The sequence below is a fragment of the Streptomyces sp. NPDC030862 genome, from assembly GCF_055571835.1.
This window is the reverse complement of the sequence record NZ_JBVIEN010000003.1, coordinates 785747-810654: the sequence shown is the minus strand read 5'-3', so window position 1 is coordinate 810654 and position 24908 is coordinate 785747. Positions and strand designations below refer to the sequence as shown.

At 72.4% G+C, this 24908-nt stretch carries 25 protein-coding genes; 11 read left to right on the top strand and 14 right to left on the bottom strand.

From position 1 onward, the window contains the following. Positions 1-25 precede the first annotated feature (25 nt). Positions 26-1171 carry a threonine aldolase family protein gene (locus ACZ42X_RS11825; protein ID WP_468287311.1) on the top strand — a complete coding sequence of 382 codons (1146 nt, stop codon included), beginning with the start codon at positions 26-28 and terminating at the stop codon, positions 1169-1171. Here the strand turns inward: ACZ42X_RS11825 and ACZ42X_RS11820 are convergent. After that, positions 1146-1370 carry a hypothetical protein gene (locus ACZ42X_RS11820; protein ID WP_468287308.1) on the bottom strand — a complete coding sequence of 75 codons (225 nt, stop codon included), beginning with the start codon at positions 1368-1370 and terminating at the stop codon, positions 1146-1148. The two genes, ACZ42X_RS11825 and ACZ42X_RS11820, sit on opposite strands and share 26 nt — an antisense overlap. Positions 1371-1474: 104 nt before the next feature. Here ACZ42X_RS11820 and ACZ42X_RS11815 point away from each other — a divergent pair, with 104 nt between their 5' ends. Then, entirely contained in the window at positions 1475-2605 is a 1131-nt protein-coding gene (locus ACZ42X_RS11815; RefSeq protein ID WP_468287506.1) for a DUF5937 family protein, read from the top strand. An 8-nt stretch (positions 2606-2613) separates the two neighbouring features. Here ACZ42X_RS11815 and ACZ42X_RS11810 read toward each other — a convergent pair whose 3' ends face one another. Together ACZ42X_RS11810 and ACZ42X_RS11805 are read right to left on the bottom strand one after the other, a co-directional pair. Then, entirely contained in the window at positions 2614-3282 is a 669-nt protein-coding gene (locus tag ACZ42X_RS11810) for a response regulator transcription factor (RefSeq protein WP_361428554.1), read from the bottom strand. 54 nt (positions 3283-3336) lie between these two features. Next, complete coding sequence (locus ACZ42X_RS11805) at positions 3337-4539, bottom strand: sensor histidine kinase (RefSeq protein ID WP_468287305.1); 1203 nt, start codon at positions 4537-4539, stop codon at positions 3337-3339. Positions 4540-4661: 122 nt separating this feature from the next. Between ACZ42X_RS11805 and ACZ42X_RS11800 the strand changes: the two genes are divergently transcribed. Both ACZ42X_RS11800 and ACZ42X_RS11795 read left to right on the top strand, forming a co-directional pair. Continuing rightward, entirely contained in the window at positions 4662-5693 is a 1032-nt protein-coding gene (locus ACZ42X_RS11800) for an SAM-dependent methyltransferase (protein WP_468287302.1), read from the top strand. Continuing rightward, positions 5690-6832, top strand: a complete 1143-nt coding sequence (locus ACZ42X_RS11795; RefSeq protein WP_361428558.1) for an NADH-quinone oxidoreductase subunit D — start codon at positions 5690-5692, stop codon at positions 6830-6832. The genes ACZ42X_RS11800 and ACZ42X_RS11795 overlap by 4 nt, the downstream gene beginning before the upstream one ends. Before the next feature lie 71 nt (positions 6833-6903). Here ACZ42X_RS11795 and ACZ42X_RS11790 read toward each other — a convergent pair whose 3' ends face one another. The 4 genes from ACZ42X_RS11790 to ACZ42X_RS11775 all read right to left on the bottom strand — a co-directional run bounded on the left by ACZ42X_RS11790 (position 6904) and on the right by ACZ42X_RS11775 (position 10398). Next, the gene (locus tag ACZ42X_RS11790; RefSeq protein ID WP_468287298.1) at positions 6904-7950 is read right to left on the bottom strand and encodes a hypothetical protein; all 1047 of its coding nucleotides are present in this window, start codon (positions 7948-7950) and stop codon (positions 6904-6906) included. A gap of 82 nt (positions 7951-8032) precedes the next feature. Further along, positions 8033-9016, bottom strand: coding sequence for an ABC transporter substrate-binding protein (locus ACZ42X_RS11785; protein ID WP_468287295.1), 984 nt, complete (start codon positions 9014-9016; stop codon positions 8033-8035). After that, positions 9016-9708: an ABC transporter permease gene (locus ACZ42X_RS11780; protein WP_468287292.1), complete on the bottom strand. Its 693-nt coding sequence runs from the start codon at positions 9706-9708 to the stop codon at positions 9016-9018. Before ACZ42X_RS11780 ends, ACZ42X_RS11785 begins: the two co-directional genes overlap by 1 nt. Before the next feature lie 3 nt (positions 9709-9711). After that, complete coding sequence (locus ACZ42X_RS11775) at positions 9712-10398, bottom strand: ABC transporter permease (protein ID WP_468287289.1); 687 nt, start codon at positions 10396-10398, stop codon at positions 9712-9714. A 124-nt stretch (positions 10399-10522) separates the two neighbouring features. Here ACZ42X_RS11775 and ACZ42X_RS11770 point away from each other — a divergent pair, with 124 nt between their 5' ends. After that, entirely contained in the window at positions 10523-11665 is a 1143-nt protein-coding gene (locus ACZ42X_RS11770; protein ID WP_468287286.1) for an ABC transporter ATP-binding protein, read from the top strand. Here the strand turns inward: ACZ42X_RS11770 and ACZ42X_RS11765 are convergent. Beyond that, a complete protein-coding gene (locus ACZ42X_RS11765) occupies positions 11658-12770 on the bottom strand; it encodes an alpha/beta hydrolase (RefSeq protein ID WP_468287283.1) in 1113 nt (370 codons plus the stop codon). The two genes, ACZ42X_RS11770 and ACZ42X_RS11765, sit on opposite strands and share 8 nt — an antisense overlap. 148 nt (positions 12771-12918) lie before the next feature. On the opposite strand from ACZ42X_RS11765, the gene ACZ42X_RS11760 reads away from it, so the two are divergent. From ACZ42X_RS11760 to ACZ42X_RS11735, 6 genes are all read left to right on the top strand, one after another. Beyond that, complete coding sequence (locus tag ACZ42X_RS11760) at positions 12919-14757, top strand: phosphatidylglycerol lysyltransferase domain-containing protein (RefSeq protein ID WP_468287280.1); 1839 nt, start codon at positions 12919-12921, stop codon at positions 14755-14757. A 49-nt stretch (positions 14758-14806) separates the two neighbouring features. Continuing rightward, positions 14807-15667 (top strand): dihydropteroate synthase, encoded by an 861-nt coding sequence (gene folP, locus ACZ42X_RS11755; protein ID WP_468287277.1) that lies wholly within the window; start codon positions 14807-14809, stop codon positions 15665-15667. 62 nt (positions 15668-15729) lie between these two features. After that, complete coding sequence (locus tag ACZ42X_RS11750) at positions 15730-16128, top strand: nuclear transport factor 2 family protein (RefSeq protein ID WP_468287503.1); 399 nt, start codon at positions 15730-15732, stop codon at positions 16126-16128. 134 nt (positions 16129-16262) lie between these two features. Continuing rightward, positions 16263-16622, top strand: coding sequence for a dihydroneopterin aldolase (gene folB, locus ACZ42X_RS11745; protein WP_355363069.1), 360 nt, complete (start codon positions 16263-16265; stop codon positions 16620-16622). Beyond that, on the top strand, positions 16619-17218 hold the full coding sequence (folK, locus tag ACZ42X_RS11740) for a 2-amino-4-hydroxy-6-hydroxymethyldihydropteridine diphosphokinase (RefSeq protein WP_468287274.1): 600 nt from the start codon (positions 16619-16621) through the stop codon (positions 17216-17218). Before folB ends, folK begins: the two co-directional genes overlap by 4 nt. A gap of 59 nt (positions 17219-17277) precedes the next feature. Beyond that, complete coding sequence (locus tag ACZ42X_RS11735) at positions 17278-17754, top strand: DUF3180 domain-containing protein (RefSeq protein WP_468287271.1); 477 nt, start codon at positions 17278-17280, stop codon at positions 17752-17754. Positions 17755-17779: 25 nt separating this feature from the next. On the opposite strand, the gene ACZ42X_RS11730 is transcribed toward ACZ42X_RS11735, so the two are convergent. From ACZ42X_RS11730 to ACZ42X_RS11705, 6 genes are all read right to left on the bottom strand, one after another. After that, a complete protein-coding gene (locus ACZ42X_RS11730; RefSeq protein WP_468287268.1) occupies positions 17780-18790 on the bottom strand; it encodes an aldo/keto reductase in 1011 nt (336 codons plus the stop codon). 128 nt (positions 18791-18918) lie between these two features. Continuing rightward, positions 18919-19524 (bottom strand): GTP cyclohydrolase I FolE, encoded by a 606-nt coding sequence (gene folE / locus ACZ42X_RS11725; RefSeq protein WP_468287265.1) that lies wholly within the window; start codon positions 19522-19524, stop codon positions 18919-18921. Between the two features lie 124 nt (positions 19525-19648). Continuing rightward, the gene (ftsH, locus tag ACZ42X_RS11720; RefSeq protein ID WP_468287261.1) at positions 19649-21685 is read right to left on the bottom strand and encodes an ATP-dependent zinc metalloprotease FtsH; all 2037 of its coding nucleotides are present in this window, start codon (positions 21683-21685) and stop codon (positions 19649-19651) included. 167 nt (positions 21686-21852) lie between these two features. Beyond that, positions 21853-22392, bottom strand: a complete 540-nt coding sequence (gene hpt / locus ACZ42X_RS11715) for a hypoxanthine phosphoribosyltransferase (RefSeq protein WP_031077393.1) — start codon at positions 22390-22392, stop codon at positions 21853-21855. 41 nt (positions 22393-22433) lie between these two features. Beyond that, positions 22434-23534, bottom strand: a complete 1101-nt coding sequence (gene tilS, locus ACZ42X_RS11710) for a tRNA lysidine(34) synthetase TilS (protein WP_468287258.1) — start codon at positions 23532-23534, stop codon at positions 22434-22436. Between the two features lie 239 nt (positions 23535-23773). Beyond that, a complete protein-coding gene (locus ACZ42X_RS11705) occupies positions 23774-24889 on the bottom strand; it encodes a zinc-dependent metalloprotease (RefSeq protein ID WP_468287255.1) in 1116 nt (371 codons plus the stop codon). Positions 24890-24908: the final 19 nt, after the last annotated feature.

Here is a 24908-nt window from a genome sequence, read left to right as displayed (position 1 = left end):
TGACCGGCGGTGTGATGATCGGACCATGAGCGATCAAGGTGACGAGAAGGCACGGCGGACCGCCGCGTGGCGGGCGTCCGAGAAGGTCCTGTGGCGATACGCCTCGGAGACGACGCTCGGGGAACGGCTGAGCGCGCTCGCGCGCGACGCGGGCGGCGTCCACGACCTGTCCGAACCGGTCGACGTGTACGGCGACCGGGTCGTCGAGACCCTGGAGCGGCGGGTGGCGGGGCTGCTGGGCTTCCCGGCGGCGGCGTTCTTCCCCACCGGAACCATGGCGCAGCAGGTGGCACTGCGGTGCTGGGCGGCGCGCACCGGCAACCCGGTCGTCGCGCTCCACCCGCTGGCGCACCCCGAGGTGCACGAGCGCCGCGCCCTCACGGCGCTCACCGGGCTGCGGACCGTCCACCCGACGCGCGCGCCCCGGCTGCCCACGGCCGAGGAGGTCCAGGACCTCGACGAGCCCTTCGGCACGCTGATGCTGGAGCTGCCGCTGCGCGACGCCGGCTTCGTACTGCCGCACTGGGACGAGCTGGTGGCGGTGGTGGAGGCCGCCCGGGAGCGGGATGCGGTGGTGCACTTCGACGGCGCGCGGCTGTGGGAGTGCGCCCCCTGGTTCGGGCGGGAGCTCTCCGAGATAGCGGGACTCGCCGACAGCGTGTACGTCTCCTTCTACAAGTCGCTCGGCGGACTGTCCGGCGCCGTGCTGGCCGGGCCCGAGCCGCTGGTGGAGGAGGCCCGGGCGTGGCGCCACCGGTACGGGGGCCAGCTGTTCCAGCAGTTCCCGGCGGCGCTGTCGGCGCTGCTGGGCCTGGAGCGGGAGCTGCCGCGACTGCCGTCGTACGTGGCGCACGCGCGCGTGGTGGCGGAGGCGCTGCGGGAGGGTTTCGCGGGGGCGGCGCCGTGGTTCCGGGTGCACCCGGAGACCCCGCACACGCACCAGTTCCAGGTGTGGCTGCCGTACGAGCCGGAGGTCCTCACGGAGGCGGGCGTCCGCCAGGCCGAGGAGACGGGCGTCACCCTCTTCCGCGCCTGGGCGGACCCGGGCCCGGCCGGTCCGCCGGGCGTCGCGGTCACGGAGGTCATGGTCGCGGCACCGGGCCTGGAGTGGTCGCGCCAGGACGTGGTGGACGCGGCGCGGGACTTCATCGGGCGGGTGTCCGGGCGGTAGTCCGGGCGGTCGTCCGGGCCGCCGCCCGGGCCGCACGCGACAGGTGCACCGGCACGCCCCTGAGCACCTTGAGGAAGCGGCGGTGCTCGCGGGCCGCGCGCAGGGCGCGCCAGTCGTGCGCGCCCGGGAGCGGCGGGGGCGGGGTGCCGAGCTGGGCCGAGCGGTAGGTGTCCAGGAGGTGCTGGTGCAGGGCGTTCATGGGCTCCAGGGTCCGCACCCCGCCCCGCTGAGGCGTATCGATTGACGAGGGACGTCAACTGGCGCGATGCGGGGCGCGACAGCCCTCACCATGGGGGCGTGAGCGTGAGCATCGACATCACGGGCCTGCCGCCCGAGCGCATCGTCTTCGACATCTCGCCCCTCGCCGAGCTGGGCGAGGCGCTGCACGTCCTGTCCGAGCCCGGGCACCACCCCGGGCTGCACGGCTGGGCGACCGCCACCGCCGCCGCGCTCAAGCCGGACCTCGCCGACCGGCTGCACGAGGCGAACTTCCTGTGGACGACGACGTTCTCGGACGTCCACCTGCCGTTCGCCGGAGTACGTGGCGGCGACGGCCGCACCGGCGCCACGCTCGCCGAGGAGCTCGACCTGCTCGACGCGCTGGACGAGGACCGCTTCCTAACCGCCGCCCTGGAGTTCGCCTGCTCCGCGCAGTACGCGGCCGACGGCGCCGTCCGCCCCGAACGCGCCCTGGAACTCGCCGCCAGCCGCGGCCCCCGGCAGCTGGAGTTCACCCGCCGCCTGCTCGCCGACCCCGGGGGCGTACGCGCCTGGCTGCGCCGTCTCTTCGAGGACTGCGACCAGGCCTTCTTCGCCGACACCTGGCGCCGCGTCCAGCCCGCCCTCGCCGCCGACGCCCGCCACAAGACCGAGCTGCTGCGCCGTAAGGGCCTGCCGGAGGCGCTGCGCGCCGTGTCGCCCGCGGTGCGGCTCGACGAGGGTGAGGGCGGGGGCGTGATCGGGGGCGTGAACGCGGGTGGGGGCGCGGGCGCACGGCGCATCGTGGTCGACAAGCTCACCGACGGCCGGACCACCGCCGCCGGGACCGGGGTCACCTTCGTGCCGTCCAGCTTCGGCTGGCCCCACCTGTGGGTGCTGCACTCCCCCGGCTGGCGCCCCGTCGTCCACTACCCCATCGGCGCGCCGGAACTGCCCGGGCCCGCCTCGGTCGAGATGCTCCACCTGCGCATGGAGGCGCTGGCCCACCCCCTGCGCATGCGCATGTGCCGCGAGCTGGCCCGCGCCGCGTACACCAACGGCGAGCTGGCCGAGCTGTACGGCATCACCCCGCCGGAGGTCTCACGCCACCTCGCCGTCCTGAAGAAGGCCCAGCTCGTCACCGTGCGCCGCCGCGGCCGGTACGTCCTGCACCAGCTGGACGTGGCCGCCGTCGCCCGCATCGGCAGCGACTTCCTGGAGACGGTGCTGCGCTAGGGACTGCGTCAGCGGCCTCCGGCCCGTACCAGGCCCGTCTCGTACGCGAGGACCACCACCTGCACCCGGTCCCGCAGCCCGAGCTTGGTGAGGATGCGGCCGACATGCGTCTTGACGGTGGCCTCCGAGAGCACCAGCCGCCCCGCGATCTCACCGTTCGACAGGCCCTGCGCGACGAGCATCATCACCTCGCGCTCCCGCTCGGTGAGCTTCTCCAGGGTCTTGTCGCGCGGGTCCTTGGCGGCGGAGGGCAGCATCGGGGAGAAACGGTCCAGCAGCCGCCGGGTCGTCGACGGCGCGACCACCGCGTCCCCGCTGTGCACCGCCCGGATGGCGCTGAGGAGCTCGCCGGGCGGCACGTCCTTGAGCATGAAGCCGCTGGCGCCCGCCTTCAGACCGGAGAAGGCGTACTCGTCCAGGTCGAAGGTGGTCAGGATCAGCACGCGCGGCGCGCCCGGCTCGGCGCAGATGCGGCGCGTGGCCTCCACCCCGTCCAGGCGGGGCATCCGTACGTCCATGAGGACGACGTCCACGGCCGTGGACCGCAGGACGTCGATCGCCTCGGCCCCGTCGCCCGCCTCCGCGACGACCTCCATGTCCGGCTGGGCGGCCAGCACCATGCGGAAGCCGGTGCGCAGCAGCACCTGGTCGTCGACGAGCATCACGCGGATGGACATGCGATTCCTTAGGTCCGTACGGATTCAGTGGACTTCAGTGGGCTTCAGTGGGCTTCAGTGGGCGGGCTTGAGGGGGAGCAGGGCGCTGATCCGGAAGCCGCCGCCGGGCCGCGGCCCGGCGTCCAGCGTGCCGCCGACCATCCCGACGCGCTCGCGCATGCCGATCAGGCCGTGGCCCCGGCCGTCGGCGCCGCCGTCCTCGTACAGCTCGTGCGACGCGCCCCGGCCGTCGTCCTCGACCAGCAGACCGAGTCCGTCGTCGAAGTAGACCAGCCGCACGCTCGCCCCGACGTCCGGGCCGCCGTGCTTGCGGGTGTTGGTGAGCGCCTCCTGGACGATGCGGTACGCGGTGAGCTCGACGCCGCTCGGCAGCGGGCGCGGGGTGCCCTCGATGCGGAAGTCGACGGCGAGGCCCGCGCTGCGCACCTGTTCCACCAGGTCCCCGATCTGCTGGACGTCGGGCTGCGGCACGTAGTCCTCGGAGTCCTGCGGCTCGCCGGTGCGCAGGATGCCGAGCAGCCGGCGCATCTCGGCGAGCGCCTGGCGGCCGGTGGTGGAGATGGTCTCCAGGGCCTGTTTGGCCAGGTCGGGCGAGGTGTCGAGGACGTACGCGGCGCCGTCCGCCTGGACGACCATCACGGAGACGTTGTGGGCGACGACGTCGTGCAGCTCGCGGGCGATCCGGGCGCGCTCGGCGGCGACGGCGACCTTGGCCTGGGCCTCGCGCTCCTTCTCCAGGCGGGTGGCGCGCTCCTCCAGCTGCGCGAAGTACGCGCGACGGGTGCGCATGGAGTCGCCGAGCACCCAGGCCAGGAGGAACGGCACGCTCAGCACGACGGCGAAGAACACCTGCCCGGCGGTCGAGACGTTCTCGACGGGCCAGCGCAGCTGCGCCAGGGGGGCCGCGCACACGCCGCCGACCAACGCGAGGCGGGACGCCCAGCGCGGGCCGTCGCCCTGCGCGGCGACGGTGTAGATGACGACGAGCATCGCGAAGTCGGCCGGGTTCGTCGCGACGTCGAGCGCCAGCTGGGCCACGCCGATGGCGGCGACGAGCAGCAGCATCTTCTCGGGCCAGCGGCGGCGCAGTGCGACGGCGAGGCAGAGCAGCAGGACGATCCCGGCGGCCACCAGGGCGGGCTCGGCACCGTCGGGGACCTGGGCCACCCACAGCATGGAGAACCCCAGGAGCATCACAGCCCAGAAGCCGTCGACGCCCGTGGGGTGTCTGCGGATGAAGTCGTAGAGGCGGTGCACGTCACCCAGCGTAGGGAAACCGAATAGGTGCAGGGGTCAACCGGAGGTCCCATCCCTGGGACGGGGCCCTACTCCGCAGGGTGGAGAGGGCCGGGCGGAGGGGCCGGTGGAGACTGGTGCCCGTGACGGATGAGACGGCTCGGACGAGTCAGGGGACCGGCCGGGGGCCGAGTCGGTGGACGGGCTGGCGGGCGGCCGCGGAACGCGCGCTGTACGGGCCCGACGGCTTCTACCTGCGCCCTGAGGGGCCCGCGGGGCACTTCCGTACGTCGGTGCACGCCTCACCGCTGTTCGCCGGGGCGGTCGCCCGGCTGCTGGCGCGGGTCGCGGAGGACCTCGGCACGGACGAGGTCGCACTGGTGGACGTGGGTGCGGGGCGCGGCGAGCTGCTGACGGGGGTGCTGGCGGCGTTGCCGGCTTCGGCGCCGGACCTTCGCGTACGGGCGTACGCCGTCGAGCGCGCGGCCCGGCCGGAGGGACTGGACCCGCGCGTGGAGTGGGGGCCGGACCTGCCGTCCGGGGTACGCGGGCTGCTGTTCGCCAACGAGTGGCTCGACAACGTGCCGGTGGACGTCGCCGAAGTGGACGATGCGGGCACGCCCCGGTACGTGGAGGTGGCGCCGGACGGCACCGAGCGGCTGGGCCCGCCGGTCGCGGGAGCCGACGAGGAGTGGGTGGCCCGCTGGTGGCCGCTGCGGGAGCCGGGCGAGCGCGCCGAGATCGGCCGCCCGCGCGACGAGGCCTGGGCGCGCGCGGTGCGCTGCCTCGACGCCGGCCTGGCGGTGGCGGTCGACTACGCCCACGTGCGGGAGGCCCGGCCGCCCTTCGGCACGCTGACCGGCTTCCGCGCGGGGCGCGAGGTGGAGCCGGTGCCGGACGGCTCGTGCGACATCACGGCGCACGTGGCGCTGGACGCCTGCGCGGCGGCGTGCGGAGCGGGCCCGGTGGAGCTGGTCTCGCAGCGGGAGGCGCTGCGGCGGCTCGGGGTCGCCGGGGGCCGGCCCGCCCTCGACCTGGCGCGGAGCGACCCCGCCGGGTACGTACGCGCCCTCGCCGCCGCCGGGGAGGCCGCCGAGCTCACGGCGCGGGGCGGACTCGGGGACTTCACCTGGCTGCTCCAGCGCGTGCCCGGCGAGGGATACTGTCCGGCATGACGGAGACCACGGTCGGCATCGGCGGTGCCGCGGAAAGCACCGACATGGTGCTGAACATCGGGCCCCAGCACCCCTCCACGCACGGCGTGCTGCGCCTGAAGCTCGTGCTGGACGGCGAGCTGATCCAGCATGCCGAGCCGGTCGTCGGCTATATGCACCGCGGCGCGGAGAAGCTCTTCGAGGCGCGTGACTACCGTCAGATCATCATGCTGGCCAACCGCCACGACTGGCTGTCGGCGTTCTCCAACGAGCTCGGTGTCGTCATGGCCGTCGAGCGGATGCTCGGCATGGAGGTCCCGGAGCGCGCCGTGTGGACGCGCACCCTGCTCGCGGAGCTGAACCGGGTGCTCAACCACCTGATGTTCCTCGGCTCGTACCCCCTCGAACTGGGCGGTATCACCCCGATCTTCCACGCCTTCCGCGAGCGCGAGGACCTCCAGCACGTGATGGAGGAGGTCTCCGGCGGCCGGATCCACTACATGTTCAACCGGGTGGGCGGCCTCAAGGAGGACCTGCCGGCCGGCTGGCTCGGCCGGGCCCGGCAGGCGGTGGCGGCGATCCGCTCCCGGATGGACGTGTACGACCGCCTCGTCCTCGGCAACGAGATCTTCCGCGGCCGCACGCGCGGCGTCGGCGTCATGGCGCCCGGGATCGTGCACGCGTACGGCGTCAGCGGCCCGCTCGCCCGCGCGTCCGGTGTCGACTTCGACCTGCGGCGCGACGAGCCGTACCTCGCGTACGGCGACCTCCAGGACACCCTGAAGGTCGTCACCCGCGAGGAGGGCGACTGCCTGGCCCGCTTCGAGTGCCTGCTGGAGCAGACGCACAACTCCCTGGACCTCGCCGACGCCTGCCTCGACCGGCTCGCGGAGCTGCCGCCCGGGCCGATCAACCAGCGGCTGCCGAAGGTCCTGAAGGCGCCGGAAGGCCACACGTACGCCTGGACCGAGAACCCTCTCGGGCTCAACGGCTACTACCTGGTGTCCAAGGGCGACAAGACCCCGTACCGGCTGAAGCTGCGCTCGGCGTCGTACAACAACATCCAGGCGCTGGTGGAGCTGCTGCCGGGCACGCTCGTCGCGGACATGGTGGCGATCCTGGGGTCGTTCTTCTTCGTCGTCGGCGACATCGACAAGTAGCCCGGCCGGGCGGCCCGGCGGTCGAGCGGCCGGCCGGCCCGGCAGTCGAGTGGCCGGGGCCGGCCCGGCGGTCAGGAGGCGGCGTCGCGCCGCAGCTCCACCACGTCGAGCTGCTCGGTCTCGTCGTGCGCCGTCAGGTCGATGACCTTGCCGACCGCGCGCTCCTCCCGGCGCCGTACGGCGAGGGCCTCCTCGCCGACGACGTCGGCCAGGTCCTCGTGCTGGACGGCCTCGATGGCCGCCGGGGCCTTCTTCGGCGTCTGGGTGCCGAAGAAGTCGAAGCCGCCCTGGAGGCGCGGCGCCGGACGCCACTGCGCCGCCTGCGGTGCGATCGCGGCGGTCGGCGGGACCGGGCGCATCGCGGACGCGGCACCGGGACCCTCGGGCTCCTCGGCCTCCGGAGCCTCGGTCGCGTGGGCGGCGGCCTCCGGGGCCTCGGTCGCGTGGGCAGCGGCCTGGCGGGTGGCGGCCTCGTGGGTGGGGGCCTCGTCGGCCGCGGCGGATGCCTCCGCCGTGGGTGCCTCCGGGGACCGCTGCCCGGCGCGACCGGCCTCCTGGACGGCGGCGTTCCGCGCGAGGTTCTCCAGGGCCCTGGCGGCCTGGAGGTACGCGGCCGGGGTCGGCGTCGAGGCCGCGGCGGGCAGCTCCCGGGCGGCCGGCGCCGCGGCCTCCAGCGCGAGCTGCCGACGGCCCTCCAGCGCGCTGGCCCGCTCGGTCTCGGCGGTGGCGTACCGGCGCAGCAGCCCGGCGTGCTCGTTGCGCAGCCCCGCCAGCTCGACGCGCTTGGCCCGCAGCTTCGCCTCCAGCCGGGCGCGCAGCTCGCGCGACTCCTCCAGGTCCGCCTCCAGCTCCGCGATCCGCTCCTCGGTGCGCCACTGGTCGCCCGCGCGGGCCCGGGTCAGCTCGGCGACACGCCGGCCGGCCGCCCGGTCCCAACTGCGCATCAGGACGGCTCCGGTGACGGCTCCCACGGCGGCGGCGGCCGCCAGCAGCCGCAGGACCAGCGGATCCGCGAAGAGCCAGGCGCCTCCGGCACAGAGAACCGACGCTCCGGCGACCGCCGACGGCGGCAGCAGCCGGTGCAGGGGCGGGGAATGGCGGTGGCGTCCACGTGGCATGGCCTGAAATTTACCGTGCGTAGACTCCGTTTGGGGGACAGGCCCGGCAATGTTTCGCCACCGGCCGGCCTTTCCGGTCGGCCTACTTCCCGATCAGCCCCTTCTCCTCCAGGTAAGCCCGGGCCGCGTCCACCGGCTTTGCCCGCTCGGCGTCCACCTTCCGGTTCAACTCCACGAGATCCTCGGTCGTCAACACCTTCGTGATCTTGTCGAGCGCAGCGGCTATCTCCGCCGAACCGGCGTCCTTCGCATTGACGACCGGCAGCACATTGTCGGCGTTCTGCAGCTTCTTGTCGTCCTCCAGCAGCACCAGCCCGAACTGCTCCAGGGTGGCGTCCGTCGTGGTCGTCAGCACCAGTTGGTCGATGCCGTCCTTGACGGCCTGCTTGGCCTGCGTCGTACCGACGCCCTTGGGGTCGATGCCCGCCACGTCGATGCCGTACGTCTTCTTCAGGCCCGGCGCGCAGAACGGCCGGATCTCGCACTCGTCGCCCGCCGCGATCTTCACCTTCAGCTTCGAGGCCCCGAGGTCGGAAAGCGTCTTGAGCTTGTTCTTCTCGGCGAATTCCCTGGACACGGCGAAGGCGTTCTGATCCACCGCGCCGCCGGCCGGGAGCACCTTCAGTCCGCGCGGAGAGGCGAGCTTCTCCAGGGCCGCGACGGTGGCGGTGACATCGCTGGAGGCGACCGGCTTCTCCTCCGACGCCTTCGGTCCGTTCACCTTCGCGTTGAGGAATTCCGCAAGCGTAGCCGCATATTCCGGTACGACGTCGATCTCGCCCTTCTCCAGGGCGGGTTCGTACAGCTCCCGGTTCTCCACGGTTCTGATGGAGGTGGCGTATCCGGCGTCCTTCAGTACCTGCGCGTACAGCTCCGCCAGCACGCTGGACTCGGTGAAGCCGGCCGAGCCGACGACCACCGTGCCCTTGTCGCCGCCGCCGCGGGCCGAGGCGGCGTCCGCGCCGCCCTTCCGCTTCTCCAGGCTGTCGCCCCCGCACGCGGCGAGCCCCCCGGTCAGCGCCGCCACGGCCAGTACCGCACCCGCCAGGCGCGAGGTCCTACTCATCACGTTCTCCGTCCGGATAGGGATACGTCGCTCCGCCGCACCGGGTCCAGGACCCGGCCGGCGAGCACCAGCAGGCCCTCGACCGCCAGGGCGAGCACCCCGACGATCAGCGCCCCCGCGACCACTTGCGCGGTGTCGTACGTGTTGAAACCCGCCGTGATGATCCGGCCGAGCCCGCCCTGGCCGGCCATCGCGGCGAGCGTCGCGGTGGCGATCACCTGGACCGTCGCCGACCGCAGACCGGTCATCACCATCGGGAAGGCGAGCGGCAGTTCCACCTTCCGGAAGAGCTGGCCCCCGGACATCCCCATGCCGCGCGCCGCCTCCACCACCGCCCGGTCGACCTCGCGCATCCCGAGGTACGCGTTGGTGAGCAGCGGCGGGACCGCGAAGAGCACCAGGGCGAGGATCACCGGCAGGTCGCCGTGGCGCCCCAGCGGAGTGAGCGTCAGCAGCACGAGCACCGCCAGCGTGGGCACCGCCCGCCCCACGTTGGAGAGGTTGACGGCGAGGGCCCCGCCCTTGCCGATGTGCCCGAGCCAGAGCGCCAGGGGCAGGGCGACGAGGCATGAGATCAGCAGGGACACCCCGCTGAAGTACAGGTGCTCACCCAGCCGGTGCCACACCCCGCTCTCGCCCTGCCAGTTGGCCCCGGTCGTCAGCCACGTCCAGGAGTCGGCCACCGCGCCCATGCCTCAGCCCGCCTTTCCCGTACGCGGACGCGCCCAGGGGGTGAGCAGCCGCTGCGCGCCGAGCAGCAGCAGGTCCGCCGCGACCGCCAGCAGCACGCACAGCACCGACGCCGTGAGCACCTGCGCCTTGAAGTAGCTCTTCAGCCCGCCTGTGATGAGCGTGCCGAGCCCGCCGTAGTCGACGAGGGCGCCGACCGTCGTCAGGGCGATGGTGGACACCGTCGCCATCCGCACGCCCGCCATCACGGCCGGGAGCGCCAGCGGCAGTTCGACCTCCCACAGCAGGCGCCCGCGCCCGTATCCCATGCCGCGCGCCGCCTCGCGCGTCTCGTCGGGCACGGCCGCGAGCCCCGCCAGGATGTTCCGTACGAGGATCGTGAGCGAGTAGAGCACCAGGCCCGTCACCACCAGGGCGGCCGACAGCCCGAAGAGCGGCAGCAGCAGCGAGAACATCGCCAGCGACGGGATCGTGTACAGCACGGTCGTCAGCCCGAGCACCGGCCCCGCCCACCGCGGCCGGGCGCGCACCAGCAGCGCCAGCGGAAACGCCACGGCCAGCCCGATCAGCACCGACACGACGGTGATCCACACGTGCTGGACCGTCGCGTCGGTCAGCTCCTGGGCGCGGGAGCGGACGTACTCCGCGCAGATCCAGTCGTTGGCCGTCAAGCAGCTTGACGCCGTGCTCACCCGCTCACCCCCGTTCGCCAGTTCGATCCGCCAACGACCCTAACCCCCGCCACCGACAATCACCCCGCACCGCCACACCACGGCAACATGGGCTTCACACCGCACCGGCCACAATGGGGGAACCATGATCCGATTCGAGCGTGTGACGAAGCGGTACCCCGACGGCACGACCGCCGTCGACGACCTGTCGTTCGAGGTGGCCGAGGGCGAACTGGTCACGCTCGTCGGCCCGTCCGGCTGCGGCAAGACGACCACGATGAAGATGGTCAACCGGCTCATCGAGCCGACCGGGGGCCGCATCCTCGTCGACGGCCAGGACATCTCCGCCGTCGACCCCGTCCGGCTGCGCCGCCGGATCGGCTACGTCATCCAGCAGGTGGGCCTCTTCCCGCACAAGACGGTGCTGGAGAACACCGCGACCGTGCCCCACCTCCTCGGCACCCGGCGCGACCGGGCCCGCGCCCGCGCCGCCGAACTGCTCGACCTCGTGGGGCTCGACCCGGCCACGTACGGCGACCGCTACCCCGACCAGCTCTCCGGCGGTCAGCGCCAGCGCGTCGGCGTGGCCCGCGCCCTGGCCGCCGACCCGCCGGTGCTGCTGATGGACGAGCCGTTCGGGGCGGTCGACCCGGTGGTGCGGGAGCGGCTGCAGAGCGAGTTCCTCAAGCTCCAGTCGCAGATGCGCAAGACGGTCCTGTTCGTCACGCACGACATCGAGGAGGCCGTCCGGCTCGGCGACCGCATCGCCGTCTACGGGCACGGCAGGATCGAGCAGCTGGACACCCCGGCCACCGTGCTCGGCGCCCCCGCCACGCCGTACGTCGCCGACTTCGTCGGCGCGGACCGGGGCCTCAAGCGCCTGTCCGTCACCCCGATCGAGCCGGGTGACCTCGAACAGCCGCCGGTGGTCCACCTGGACGACCCGCTCCCCCGCACGCTGGACTCCCGCTGGGCGGTCGTCCTGGACCGCGAGGACAACCTGCACGGCTGGATCTCCGCCGAACAGGCCGCCCGCGGCGAGGGCTCCGTACGCGACCACGCGCACCGCATGGAGGCGTGGCTGCCCGTCGGCGCGTCGCTCAAGCAGGCGTTCGCCACGATGCTCCAGCACGACGCGGGCTGGATCGCGGTCATCGACCGCGAGGAGCGGGGCCGCTTCCTCGGCGTGCTGACCCCGGCCCGGCTGCACGAGGCGCTGCGCCGCTCGACCGCCGCGGACGCGCGGGACGTCCCCCGTACGGACGTGGACGTGGAGACGGTCAGCTAGCGCTCAGCCGGCCGCTCAGCCACACCAGGGCGGGCGGGATCTCGCGGTTCCAGGTGGTGAAGTTGTGCCCGCCGCTGTCGAGGGTGATCGACGACACGCGTGCGGGCGCCTTCACCTTGGCGATGAACGCGCGCGTGCCCTTGAGGTTCCCCTCGCCCTGCTTCGACGTGGTCACCAGGAAGGACGAGCGGCCCTGCGGCAGGTGGTCCAGGCTCCACAGCAGGTCGGCACGGTCGCGCAGCCGCCGGTCGCCCTGGAAGAGGTCGCCGGTGGTGACGTCCTCGGCGGCCTTGTAGTACGCGGAGAGGCCGGCCCCGGCCGCGTACCGCTCGGGGTGGTGCAGGGCGATCTTCAGGGCGCAGTAGCCGCCGGTCGAGTTGCCGATGAAGCCCCAGTTCCGCGGCTGCGTGCCCACGCGGTACGTCCCCGACACCGCCTTCGGGAGGTCCTCGGCGAAGAAGGTCTCGGTCTGCGGGCCGCCGGGGATGTCGACGCACTCGGTGTCCCGGGGCGGGGCCACGGTCGGCCGCAGCATCACCAGCACCATCGGCCGCATCTTCCCGCTCTTGACCTGCTCGTACGCGGTACGCGGGTACTTCAGGCCCTTGAGGAGGTTCTCGGCGGTGCCCGGGTAGCCGGTCAGGACGACCGCGGCGGGGAAGGTCTTGTCCGCGTACGCCGGCTGGAAGTACTCCGGCGGCAGGTACACGTACGCCGGGCTGGTGATCCCCGACTTCTCCCCGGCGACGAGGACCTTCTGGACCTGCCCCGCCGCCGCGGGGCGCCCACCGCCCGGCACGCCCTCCGGCTTCAGCTCGGCGACCAGCTTGACGGACTTGCCCGCCGAGTGGTCGACGACCACGCCCATCTGCTGCTCCTGGCCGAAGAGGTCGGCCCAGGACCCGTAGAAGAGGAAGTAGTTGTTGGCGGCCAGGCCGACCGACGCGAAGAGCGCCAGCTGGGTCGCGAGCAGCAGGCCGACCCTGCCGAGCACCGGGCGCAGGCCCCGGCGCGACAGCCGGGGCCACAGCCACACCGTGGCGGCGAACAGCCCCACGGCGACCACCGCGGCCAGCGCCAGAACCTTGTTGCTGGTCAGACCCATGAGTCGTTCTGGTCCTCTTCGTCGAGAATTTCCCGGAGATGAATGAACCCGCCTCCCCCGGCTGCCGTCCTAGAAAGCGCACGTCTCCGGCCGACCGATTCTGCGGCCGAAAGGAACACTGGAATCTCTCGCGGAGCTACGGGAAACGATGTCTGTCACGAAAGATGGGGATAAGTCGGGATCGGTTCCGAGCCGGGTGCGCCGTGTCCTGCGCGGGCCACGCGCCGAGAAGGTTCCCTCCCTGGTGGGCACGGCCTGTACGGCCATCGGTCTGATCGACATCGCCGCCGGGGTCTTCCCCCGCTTCCGGGCCAGCCGCATGCACGCCATCGCCGAGGTGCTCCCCGGCACCCTGGGCCCGCTGTCGGCGGCGCTCTCCCTCAGCGCCGGTGTGCTGCTCCTGCTGCTCGCGCACGGCCTCAAGCGGCACAAGCGCCGCGCCTGGCGCGCCGCGGTGGTCCTGCTGCCGGTCGGCGCGGTGGCCCAGTTCGTCTACCGCCACTCCGTCATCGGCGTCCTGCTCTCGCTCGTGCTGCTGGCGCTGCTGCTGCGCCACCGCAGCGAGTTCGCGGCCCTGCCCGACCCGCGCAGCCGCTGGAAGGCGCTGGCCAACTTCGTCCTGATGGGCGCCGGTTCCATCGCGCTGGGCCTGGTCATCGTCAGCGCCCACCCCGGGAAGGTCGTCGGCAGCCCGAGCCTGAGCGACCGCCTGGAGCACGTCCTGTACGGCCTGCTCGGCGTGGAGGGCCCCGTCGGCTACCGCGGCGGCGTGGACTGGACGGTCGGCTACTCGCTCGGCGCGCTCGGCCTGCTCACCGCCATCACCACCATCTACCTGGCCTTCCGCCCCGAGCACCCGGTCGCCCGGCTCACCGAGGACGACGAGGCCCGGCTGCGCGCGCTGCTGGAGCAGCACGGCGGGCGGGACTCCCTCGGCCACTTCGCGCTCCGCCGCGACAAGGGCGTCGTCTTCTCGCCCAGCGGCAAGGCGGCCGTCTGCTACCGGGTCGTCTCCGGCGTGATGCTCGCCAGCGGCGACCCGATCGGCGACGTCGAGGCCTGGCCCGGCGCCATCGAGCGGTTCATGGACGAGGCCAAGGCCCACTCCTGGACCCCGGCCGTGATGGGCTGCTCCGAGACGGGCGGCGAGGTCTGGACCCGCGAGACCGGCCTGGACGCGCTGGAGCTCGGGGACGAGGCGGTGGTGGACGTCGCGGATTTCTCCCTCACCGGGCGCGCCATGCGCAACGTGCGCCAGATGGTCAAGCGCATCGAGCGCAACGGATACACGACCCGGGTCCGGCGCGCCCGTGACCTGACAGAAGGCGAGCTGGAGCGGATACGGCACGCCGCGGCCGACTGGCGCGGCACCGACACCGAGCGCGGCTTCTCCATGGCCCTGGGCCGGATCGGCGACCCGGCGGACGGCGAGGCGGTGATCGCCACCGCCCACAAGGACGACGACGACTCCGCCGGCTCCCCGTACGGCGACCTGAAGGCGATCATCCACTTCGTGCCGTGGGGCACGGACGGCATGTCGCTGGAGCTGATGCGCCGCGACCGGTCCGCCGACCCCGGCATGAACGAGCTGCTGATCGTCGCCGCCCTCCAGGCCGCGCCCACGCTGGGCGTCAAGCGGGTCTCGCTGAACTTCGCCATGTTCCGCTCCGCCCTCGCGCGCGGCGAGAAGCTCGGCGCCGGCCCGGTGCTGCGGGTGTGGCGAGGGTTGCTGGTGTTCCTCTCCCGCTGGTTCCAGATCGAGTCGCTGTACAAGTTCAACGCGAAGTTCCGGCCCCGCTGGGAGCCCCGCTTCGTGGTGTACCGCAACACGCGCGACCTGCCCCGCATCGGTTTCGCCGCGATGCAGGCCGAGGGCTTCGTGAACCTCGCCCTGCCCCGCCCCTTCCGCCGCCGCGCCGCCGCCGCGCCCCGCCCCTGCGCCCACCTGCCCCGCTCCGGCGCGGAACACGAGGTCCGCGCCGCCTGAGCCGTAGCGGGCCCGGCCTGATCGACAAGACACCCCCTAGGCTGGACGCATGAGTACGTTGCGCGCGCGTGGCACGGCCCAGGGCCTGCCGGAGTGGGACCGCTGTGCGGTCATGGGGGTCGTCAATGTGACGCCCGACTCCTTCTCCGACGGCGGCCGCTGGTTCGACACCACGGCCGCCATCAAGCACGGCCTGGAGCTGGTCGCCCAGGGCGCCGACCTGGTGGACGTGGGCGGTGAGTCCACGCGCCCCGGCGCCACGCGCGTCGACGAGGACGAGGAGCTGCGGCGGGTCGTCCCCGTCGTACGCGGCCTGGCGGCCGAGGGGGTGACGGTCTCCGTCGACACCATGCGCGCCTCGGTGGCCCGCCGGGCGGTCGAGGCGGGCGCCGTCCTGGTCAACGACGTCAGCGGCGGCCTCGCCGACCCCGAGATGGTGCCGTCCGTGGCCGCCGCCGAGGTGGCGTTCGTCGTCATGCACTGGCGCGGCTTCAGCGACACCATGAACAGCCTCGCCGTCTACGACGACGTGGTCGCCGAGGTCCTCGCCGAGCTCCGCGCGCGCCTGGAGGCGGTCGTCGAGGCCGGTGTCGCACCGGAGCGGATCATCGTCGACCCGGGCCTGGGCTTCGCCAAGCAGGCGCCGCACGACCTCGCCCTCGTCGCCCACCTGGCCGACCTGCGCACCCTGGGCCGCCCGCTGCTGGTGGCCGCCTCGCGCAAGCGGTTCCTCGGCCACGTCCTGGCCGCCGAGGGCGCGCCGCCGCCCCCGGCGCGCGAGCGGGATGCGGCCACCGCCGCCGTCTCGGCCATCGCCGCGCACGAGGGCGCCTGGGCCGTACGCGTCCACGACGTACGGGCGACGGCGGACGCGGTCCGGGTCGCCCGCGCCGTCGAGGGAGCCCTGTGAGCGACGCGCGCACCAACGACACGGAAGCGGTCGAACTGGCCAACACCGCCTTCTACGAGGCGATGGAGCGCGGCGACTTCGAGACGATCTCCGACCTCTGGCTCGACGAGGCGTACGGCGGGATCTCCTGCGTGCACCCGGGCTGGCCGGTCCTTTCCGGCCGCGGAGAGGTCCTCCGCTCGTACGCGCTGATCATGGCGAACACCGAGTACATCCAGTTCTTCCTGACCGATGTGAAGGTGTCCGTGGCCGGCGAGACGGCCCTGGTGACCTGCACCGAGAACATCCTCAGCGGCGGCCCCGCCGAGGACGGCGCCGAGCTGGGGCCGCTCGTCGGCCAGCTGGTCGTCGCGACGAACGTCTTCCGCCGCACCCCCGACGGGTGGCGGATCTGGGCGCACCACGGTTCGCCCGTTCTGGCCGAATCCGGCGACGAGGACGACGACGAGAACGGCTCCTGAGTGGGTAGGCGGGCACAAGCGAGGCCCGTGGGCGGGCGCTGTCGGTGGTCGCAGGTAGATTCGAGTGGTGGCAACGCGCGTCGACCGCACCCGGCCGTGTGCCCGCCCGACCAACGACAGCAGGAGTGATTCGCGTGGATCGTGTCGCGCTGCGCGGCCTCAAGGCCCGTGGGCACCATGGCGTCTTCCCCCGGGAGCGCGAGGAGGGCCAGACCTTCATCGTGGACCTGGTGCTGGGCCTCGACACCCGCCCCGCGGCGGCCGACGACGACCTGGCGAAGACCGTGCACTACGGCATCGTGGCGGAGGAGGTCGTGGACGTCGTGCAGGGAGAGCCGGTGGACCTGATCGAGACCCTCGCCGAGCGCATCGCCCAGCAGTGCCTGAAGCACGGCGGGGTCCAGGAGGTCGAGGTGACCGTGCACAAGCCGGACGCCCCGATCACCGTCCCGTTCGACGACGTCACCATCACCATCACACGGAGGCGCGCATGAAGAGCACGCAGAGCGACCCGACGGTACAGCCGGTGCCCGCCTCCGTGGTGGAACAGGTCGACGCCGCGGACATCACGCTCTCCAACCCGAAGCGGGCCGTGATCGCCCTCGGTTCCAACCTCGGCAACCGCCTGGAGACCCTGCAGGGCGCCATCGACGCGCTGGAGGACACCCCGGGCGTCCGGGTCAAGGCGGTCTCGCCCGTGTACGAGACGGAGCCGTGGGGCGTCGACCCCGGCTCCCAGCCGTCGTACTTCAACGCGGTCGTCGTGCTGAAGACCACGCTGCCCCCGGCGTCCCTGCTGGAGCGGGCGCACGCCGTGGAGGAGGCCTTCCACCGGGTCCGCGAGGAGCGCTGGGGCGCCCGCACCCTCGACGTCGACATCGTGGCGTACGCGGACGTCGTCTCCGACGACCCGGTCCTGACCCTGCCGCACCCCCGCGCCCACGAGCGCGCCTTCGTGCTGGCTCCGTGGCACGACGTGGACCCGGAGGCCCAGCTGCCCGGCGCCGGCGCGGTCGCCGATCTGCTGACGGCCGTCGGCAGGGAGGGCGTCCTCGCCCGGGCGGACCTGGAACTGCGGCTGCCGGAGTAGTCGTTGATCAGGACGCAGACCGTACGGCGCCGACCACGGCCACCACGTAAGGACACCCGGTGAAGCAACTGCGGCTCAAGGTACTGGCCGGACTCTTCGCCGTCGCCGGCATCCTCTCCTGGGGCGGCGCCCGGCTGTGGGAGTCGTTCGGCACCCTGCCGAGCGTCCCGCTCGCCGCGCCGATCGTCCTCGCCGTGATCGCCGTCGTCCTGCTGGCGACGGCCCTCTCGCTCCGCTCCCGCCTGCGCGCCCAGCGCGAGCGGCGGCCGGGGGCGAAGGGCGTCGAGCCGCTGATGGCGGCCCGCGCGGTGGTGTTCGGCCAGGCCAGTGCCCTGGTCACCGCCCTGGTCAGCGGCATGTACGGCGGGGCGGGCGTCTTCCTGCTCGGCTCCCTCGACGTCCCGGCCCGCCGCGACCAGGCGATCTACGCCGCCTTCTCGGTGGCGGCGGGCATCGCGGTGATCGCGGCGGCGATGTTCCTGGAGCGGGTGTGCAGGCTGCCGGAGGACGACGACGAGGTCCCGTCCCCGGGCTGAGCCACCCGGCCGCCGCGGTGCCGCGCTACAGCAGCGTGCCGCCCGCGACCTCCGTCTCGGCGAGGATCGCCGACAGCCGGTCCAGCACGTCGGAGGGGAGCTCGACGCGCGCCGCGGCGAGGTTCTCCTCGATGTGGGCGGGAGTGCGGCTGCCCGGAATCGGCACCACGTGCCGGTCCTGGGCCAGCAGCCAGGCCAGGGCCAGCTGCGCCGGGGTGAGGTCCAGCTCGGCGGCGATGCCCCGGACGGGCGCGAAGCGGTCGTTGTTGGCCTGGTGGTTCGCGGCGCTGAAGCGCGGCATCTGCTGCCGGAAGTCGCCTTCCTTCACCTCGCCGACCGTGCCGGTGAGGAACCCCGCGCCGAGCGGGGACCAGGCCACCAGGCCCACGCCGAGCTCGTGGGCGGCGGCGAGCAGCTCGGGGTCGACCGGGCGCCACATGGACCACTCGGTCTGGACGGCGGCCACCGGGTGCACGGCGTGCGCGGCGCGCAGCTGCTCGGCGGTGACGTTCGACAGGCCGAGGTGGCGGACCAGCCCCGCCCGGATCAGGTCCGCGACCGCGCCGACCGTCTCCTCCAGCGGCACCTGCGGGTCGGGGAAGTGCGGGTAGTAGAGGTCGATCCGGTCGGTGCCGAGCTCCCGCAGGCTCGCCTCGGCGTAGCCCCGTACGTGCTTGGGGTCGGCGTTGACGGCCAGCTCGCCGAAGGCGAAGCCGACCGGGAAGGGGTGCGGCTCGACGCCCTCGGGCCGCCGGAAGCCGAACTTGGTGGCGAGGGCGACCTCGTCGCGCCGCCCGCGCAGCGCCTTGCCTATGAGCCGCTCGTTGTGGCCGTCGGCGCCGTACCCGTCGGAGGTGTCGATGAGCGTGGCGCCCGCGTCGACGGCGGCGAGCAGCGCCCGCTCACCGCGCTCGTCGTCGATCTCGCCGTACACCCCCGGGGACAGCACCATCGCGCCGAAACCGAGGGCGGACACCTCCAGCCCGCCGAGCGAGCGCGTGGGCAACGGCGTCGACTGCTCGTTCGTGATCGTCATGCGGAGAGTCTTCACGGCACGACGGACCGCGTCCACCACCTGTCCGGCATGAAAGATGGCTGAAAACAAGGGAGTTGACCACTCCGGCGCCTACTCCGGTGACCCCTCCGGCGCGGCCGGCAGGACGCCTACTCCGCCATGATGAGGCTCATCGCCTCCGCGCGCGTCGCCACGTCGCGCAGCTGGCCGCGCACCGCCGAGGTGATCGTCTTCGCGCCGGGCTTGCGGATGCCGCGCATCGACATGCACATGTGCTCGCACTCGATGACGACGATGACGCCCCGGGGCTCCAGGATCTTCATCAGCGATTCGGCGATCTGCGTGGTGAGGCGCTCCTGCACCTGCGGCCGGCGGGCGTAGACGTCCACGAGCCGGGCCAGCTTGGACAGGCCCGTTATCTTGCCGCTGGTGGACGGGATGTACCCGACGTGGGCGACGCCCCGGAAGGGCACCAGGTGGTGCTCGCAGCAGGACGTGACCTCGATGTCCTTCACCAGGATCATCTCGTCGTGACCGAGGTCGAAGGTGGTCGTCAGGACGTCCTCGGGCTCCTGCCACAGGCCCGCGAATATCTCCTTGTACGCCCGTGCCACCCGGGCGGGAGTCTCCCGCAGGCCTTCGCGGTCCGGGTCTTCGCCGACCGCGATGAGGAGTTCGCGTACGGCGTTCTCGGCGCGCTTCTCGTCGAACACGCCGATCGTGCCCTCGCCGTCCAGAGTCACCGGGTCGGTCATGTGTGCCTCGTTCCGTATTGCCTGAGTACGCGCGTATGTGAAAAGCCGCGCCCCCACAGGCTAGAACCTGGGGGGCGCGGCTTTCATTCCGGGGCTTCCGGGGGCTTCCCGGCCGTACCGGGGCTTACGCCTCGGGGCGGTCCTCCGTGACCGGCTCCGCCGCCGGGGCGGTGGTGGTGTCGGAGGGGCCGGAGCCGTTCGTCCCGGCGGCACCCGCCGCGCCGTTGGTCAGCGCCAGTTCCTTCGGCGACAGCACCGGCGGCCGCGTCGACGGCGTACGCCGCGAGGAGCCGGTCCACGCCGGGCGGGCCGGGCGCTTGACGATCGGGGCGAAGATCTCGGCGATCTCCTCCTTGCCGAGCGTCTCCTTCTCCAGCAGCCGCAGGACGAGGTTGTCGAGGACGTCACGGTTCTCGACGAGGATCTCCCACGCCTCGTTGTGCGCGGTCTCGATGAGCTTCTTGACCTCTTCGTCGACGAGCGCGGCGACCTCTTCCGAGTAGTCGCGCTGGTGCGCCATCTCGCGGCCCAGGAAGGGCTCGCTGTTGTCGCCGCCGAACTTGATCGCGCCGAGCCGCTCGGTCATGCCGTACTGCGTGACCATGGCCCGCGCGGTCGCGGTCGCCTTCTCGATGTCGTTGGCCGCGCCCGTGGTCGGGTCGTGGAAGACCAGCTCCTCGGCCGCGCGCCCGCCCAGCATGTAGGCCAGCTGGTCGAGCATCTCGTTGCGCGTGGTGGAGTACTTGTCCTCGTCCGGCAGGACCATGGTGTAACCCAGGGCCCGGCCACGGGACAGGATGGTGATCTTGTGGACCGGGTCGGAGTTCGGACAGGCCGCCGCGACCAGGGCGTGACCGCCCTCGTGGTACGCGGTGATCTTCTTCTCCTTGTCCGACATGATCCGGGTCCGCTTCTGCGGGCCCGCGACCACCCGGTCGATCGCCTCGTCCAGCATGTGGTTGTCGATCAGCTTCTTGTCCGAGCGGGCGGTCAGCAGCGCCGCCTCGTTCAGGACGTTGGACAGATCGGCACCGGTGAAGCCGGGCGTACGACGGGCCACGGCGGCCAGATCGACGTCCGGGGCGACCGGCTTGCCCTTCTGGTGGACCTTGAGGATCTCCAGGCGGCCCTGCATGTCCGGGCGGTCGACGGCGATCTGCCGGTCGAAGCGGCCCGGGCGCAGCAGCGCCGGGTCGAGGATGTCCGGCCGGTTGGTGGCGGCGATCAGGATGACGCCGCCCTTCACGTCGAAGCCGTCCATCTCGACGAGCAGCTGGTTGAGGGTCTGCTCGCGCTCGTCGTGACCGCCGCCGAGGCCCGCGCCGCGGTGCCGGCCGACGGCGTCGATCTCGTCGACGAAGACGATCGCCGGGGCGTTCGCCTTGGCCTGCTCGAAGAGGTCGCGCACACGCGAGGCACCGACACCGACGAACATCTCGACGAAGTCGGAGCCGGAGATCGAGTAGAACGGCACGCCGGCCTCGCCCGCGACGGCGCGCGCGAGGAGCGTCTTGCCCGTACCGGGCGGGCCGTACAGCAGCACACCCTTGGGGATCTTGGCGCCGACGGCCTGGAACTTCGCCGGCTCCTGGAGGAACTCCTTGATCTCGTGGAGCTCCTCGACGGCCTCGTCGGACCCCGCCACGTCGGCGAAGGTCGTCTTCGGGGTGTCCTTGGTGATCAGCTTGGCCTTGGACTTCCCGAAGTTCATGACCCGGGAGCCGCCGCCCTGCATCTGATTCATCAGGAACAGGAAGACCACGACGATCAGCACGAAGGGCAGCAGCGAGAGCAGCACCGAGACGAACGGCGACTGCTTCGACGGCGAGACCGTGTAGCTCTTCTCGATCTCACCCGCCGCGAACTTCTTCTGCAGCGTGGCGGCCAGGTCGGAGCCCTGCGTGCCGATGTAGCTCGCCTGGACCTTGTCGGAGTTGTCGACCTTGAAGCCGTCCTTCAGGTCGATCTTGATCATCTGCTCGTCGCCGGTGGTGAGCTTGGCCTGCTCGACCTGGTTCTTGTCGATGGCCTGGACGACCTTGCCGGTGTCCACCGTCTTGTAGCCGCCCGACGAGCCGACGACCTGCATCAACACGACCACGGCGAGGACGGCCAGCACGATCCACATGACCGGCCCACGGAAGTATCGCTTCACGTCCATCCATACGGAGCGATGACGCCCCGTCCCTCCTGCCCGTAGGTAAATGCTGCTATGAGAAAAGACTGTTCTTCGGACGGTACCCCAGCATTGTCACCCGCGACCGCCTTCCCATGCTCCAACGGCGGGAAGGAGGCCGGGGTTCCCGTACGGCGCCGGGACCTCACGCACTAGCCGCCGTAGACGTGCGGCGCCAGCGTCCCGACGAAGGGGAGGTTGCGGTACTTCTCCGCGTAATCCAGGCCGTATCCGACGACGAACTCGTTGGGGATGTCGAATCCGATCCACTTCACGTCGATCGCGACCTTCGCCGCCTCGGGCTTGCGCAGCAGGGTGCAGACCTCCAGGGAGGCCGGCTCGCGCGAGCCGAGGTTCGACAGCAGCCACGACAGGGTCAGGCCGGAGTCGATGATGTCCTCGACGATCAGGACGTGCTTGCCCTTGATGTCGGTGTCCAGGTCCTTGAGGATCCGGACCACGCCGGAGGACTGGGTGCCCGCCCCGTACGAGGAGACGGCCATCCAGTCCATCGTGACGGGGGTGGACAGCGCGCGCGCCAGGTCCGCCATCACCATCACGGCGCCCTTGAGGACGCCGACGATGAGCAGGTCCTTGCCCGCGTACTCAGCGTCGATCTTCGCGGCCAGCTCGGCCAGCTTCGCGTCGATCTCTTCCTTGGTGATGAGCACCGACTGGAGGTCGGCGCCCATGTCTTTCTCGTTCACCCGGGTCACTTTCGTTGCAGCCTGCGTCAGCCTTGCCGAATGACCAGTCTGCCACCCTGCCGACGTGCCTCGACGCGGCCGGGCAGATTGATGGCCCCCTGACCGCGCCAGCTGGTGATCAGCCGGTCGAGTTCCTCGATGTGCCGGGCGAAGAGGGAGCCGGCCGGGGCGCCCTCGGCGATGGCCGCGCGGCGCAGTACGCGGCGGCGGACGGCGGCCGGCAGCGCGTACAGCCGGGCGCAGACCAGCTGGCCGGTCTCGTCCCGTACGGACGCCTCGACGTCGGCGGCCCAGGTGTCGAGCGCGTCGGCGTCGTCCCGGCAGAGCTGGGCCGTACGGGCGAGGGCCTCGACGACGCCCTTGCCGAGCGACTTCTCCAGGGCGGGCAGCCCCTCGTGGCGCAGCCGCGACCGGGTGTAGGCCGGGTCGGCGTTCATGGGGTCGTCCCAGACGGGCAGCGACTGCACCATGCAGGCCTTGCGGGCCGTCTGGCGGTCGAGCTGGAGGAAGGGGCGGCGGTAGCGGCCCTCGGCGCCGGAGACGGCGGCCATCCCGGACAGCGAGCGGATGCCGGACCCGCGGGCGAGGCCGAGCAGCACCGTCTCGGCCTGGTCGTCGCGGGTGTGTCCGAGCAGCACGGCGGCGGCGCCCAGCCGCTCGGCGGCCTCGTCCAGCGCGGCGTACCGGGCGTCGCGGGCCGCGGCCTCGGGGCCGCCGTCGCGGCCGACGGTGACGGTGACGGCCTCGACCGGTTCCAGTCCCATGGCGGTGAGGCGGGCGGCGACCTCGGCGGCGCGCAGGCCGGAACCGTCCTGGAGGCCGTGGTCGACGGTGATGCCACCGGCGCGGACGGGCAGCTTGCGGGCCTCGAAGGCGAGGGCGGAGGCGAGCGCCATGGAGTCGGCGCCGCCGGAGCAGGCGACCAGCACGAGCGGCGTCGACGGCTTGACGCGGGGAGCGCCCGGGGGTGCGCTCGGTGCGGTCGGCGCGCCCGACGGCCTCGGTGAGCCCGATGCGGTCGTGCTGAGCTCGGGGACGGTGTGCTGCGCGGTGTGCTCGGTGAGTACGTCGTGGAGAACGCGGCGGACCGCCAGGCGTATCGCCGCGACCGCAGGATGGGGACCCATGTCCGGTGCCCTTCGTGTGAAGTTTGGGGGGGTGCCTCGGTCGGAGTCTTAACGGTCGGACCGGAGGGTTCGGTCACTCACGGTGCATCGATCGTGACAGAACCCGGCCGATACCCGAGCATCGCACGCCTACCCACCGCCCACGGTCCCTCGGATGGGTGATTGGAGGGGCGTTCTCCTGCCGTCGGCCGGATCGGAGTCGTCACTCTCCTTTACGGTGCTCCCTCTGCTCGCCGCCGTTAACGGTGCACCCGCGCGACCCAGTCCGCCGGTGAGGCGATCTCCGCCTTGGTGGGGAGGGTGTTCGGGGAGGTCCACACCCGGTTGAAGCCGTCCATGCCGACCTCGCCCACCACCGCCCGGACGAACTTCTCGCCGTCCCGGTACTGGCGCAGCTTGGCGTCCAGGCCGAGCAGTTTGCGCAGGGCCAGGTCGAGGCGGGACGCGCCGCGCGCCCGGCGCTGCTGGAACTTCTCGCGGATCTCGGCCACCGACGGCACGACCTGCGGCCCGACGCCGTCCATCACGTAGTCCGCGTGGCCTTCGAGGAGCGACATGACGGCCGTCAGCCGGCCCAGGATCTCGCGCTGCTCGGGCGTCTGGACGAGCTCGACCAGGGAGCGGCCCTCGTCCTCCTCGCCCTCGGGGCGGGCCCCCACGAGCGTCTGGGCGGCCTCGCGCAGCCGCTCCAGCACGGTGGCCGGATCGACGTCAGTGGCGTTCAGGAATGACTGGATCTCGCCCTGCAGATGGTCGCGCAGCCACGGCACGCCGGTGAACTGCGTGCGGTGGGTCTCCTCGTGCAGGCTCACCCAGAGCCGGAAGTCGTGCGGGGCCACGTCCAGCTCGCGCTCGACGTGGACGATGTTCGGCGCGACGAGCAGCAGCCGCCCGCCGCCGTTCTTCCCCGCGGGCAGCTCGCGCGTGGACGGGGCGAAGGTCTCGTACTGGCCGAGGACCCGGGAGGCCAGGAACGACAGCAGCATGCCGAGCTCGACGCCGGTCACCTTGCCGCCCACCGCGCCCAGCACGGCCCCGCCCGGAGAGCTGGAGCGGCGCTCCCGCATCTTGTCCAGCAGGGGTTTGAGCAGTTCGCGGAAGCCCGCGACGTTCGCCCTGATCCAGCCGGGCCGGTCGACGACCAGGATCGGGGTGTCCTCCGGCAGGTGGCCCTCGGGGATCATCCGGGTGTACGCCCGGACGTGCTCCTCCGACGCCTTCGCGTGCCGCCGCAGCTCGGCGACGACCGCCCGCGCCTCCTCCCGGCTCACCTCGGGCCCGGGGCGTACCAGCCGGGTCGCGGTCGCCACCGCGAGGTTCCAGTCGACCATCTCCGCACCACCGATGCTCGTCATGCGTCAACCGTACGTGCTC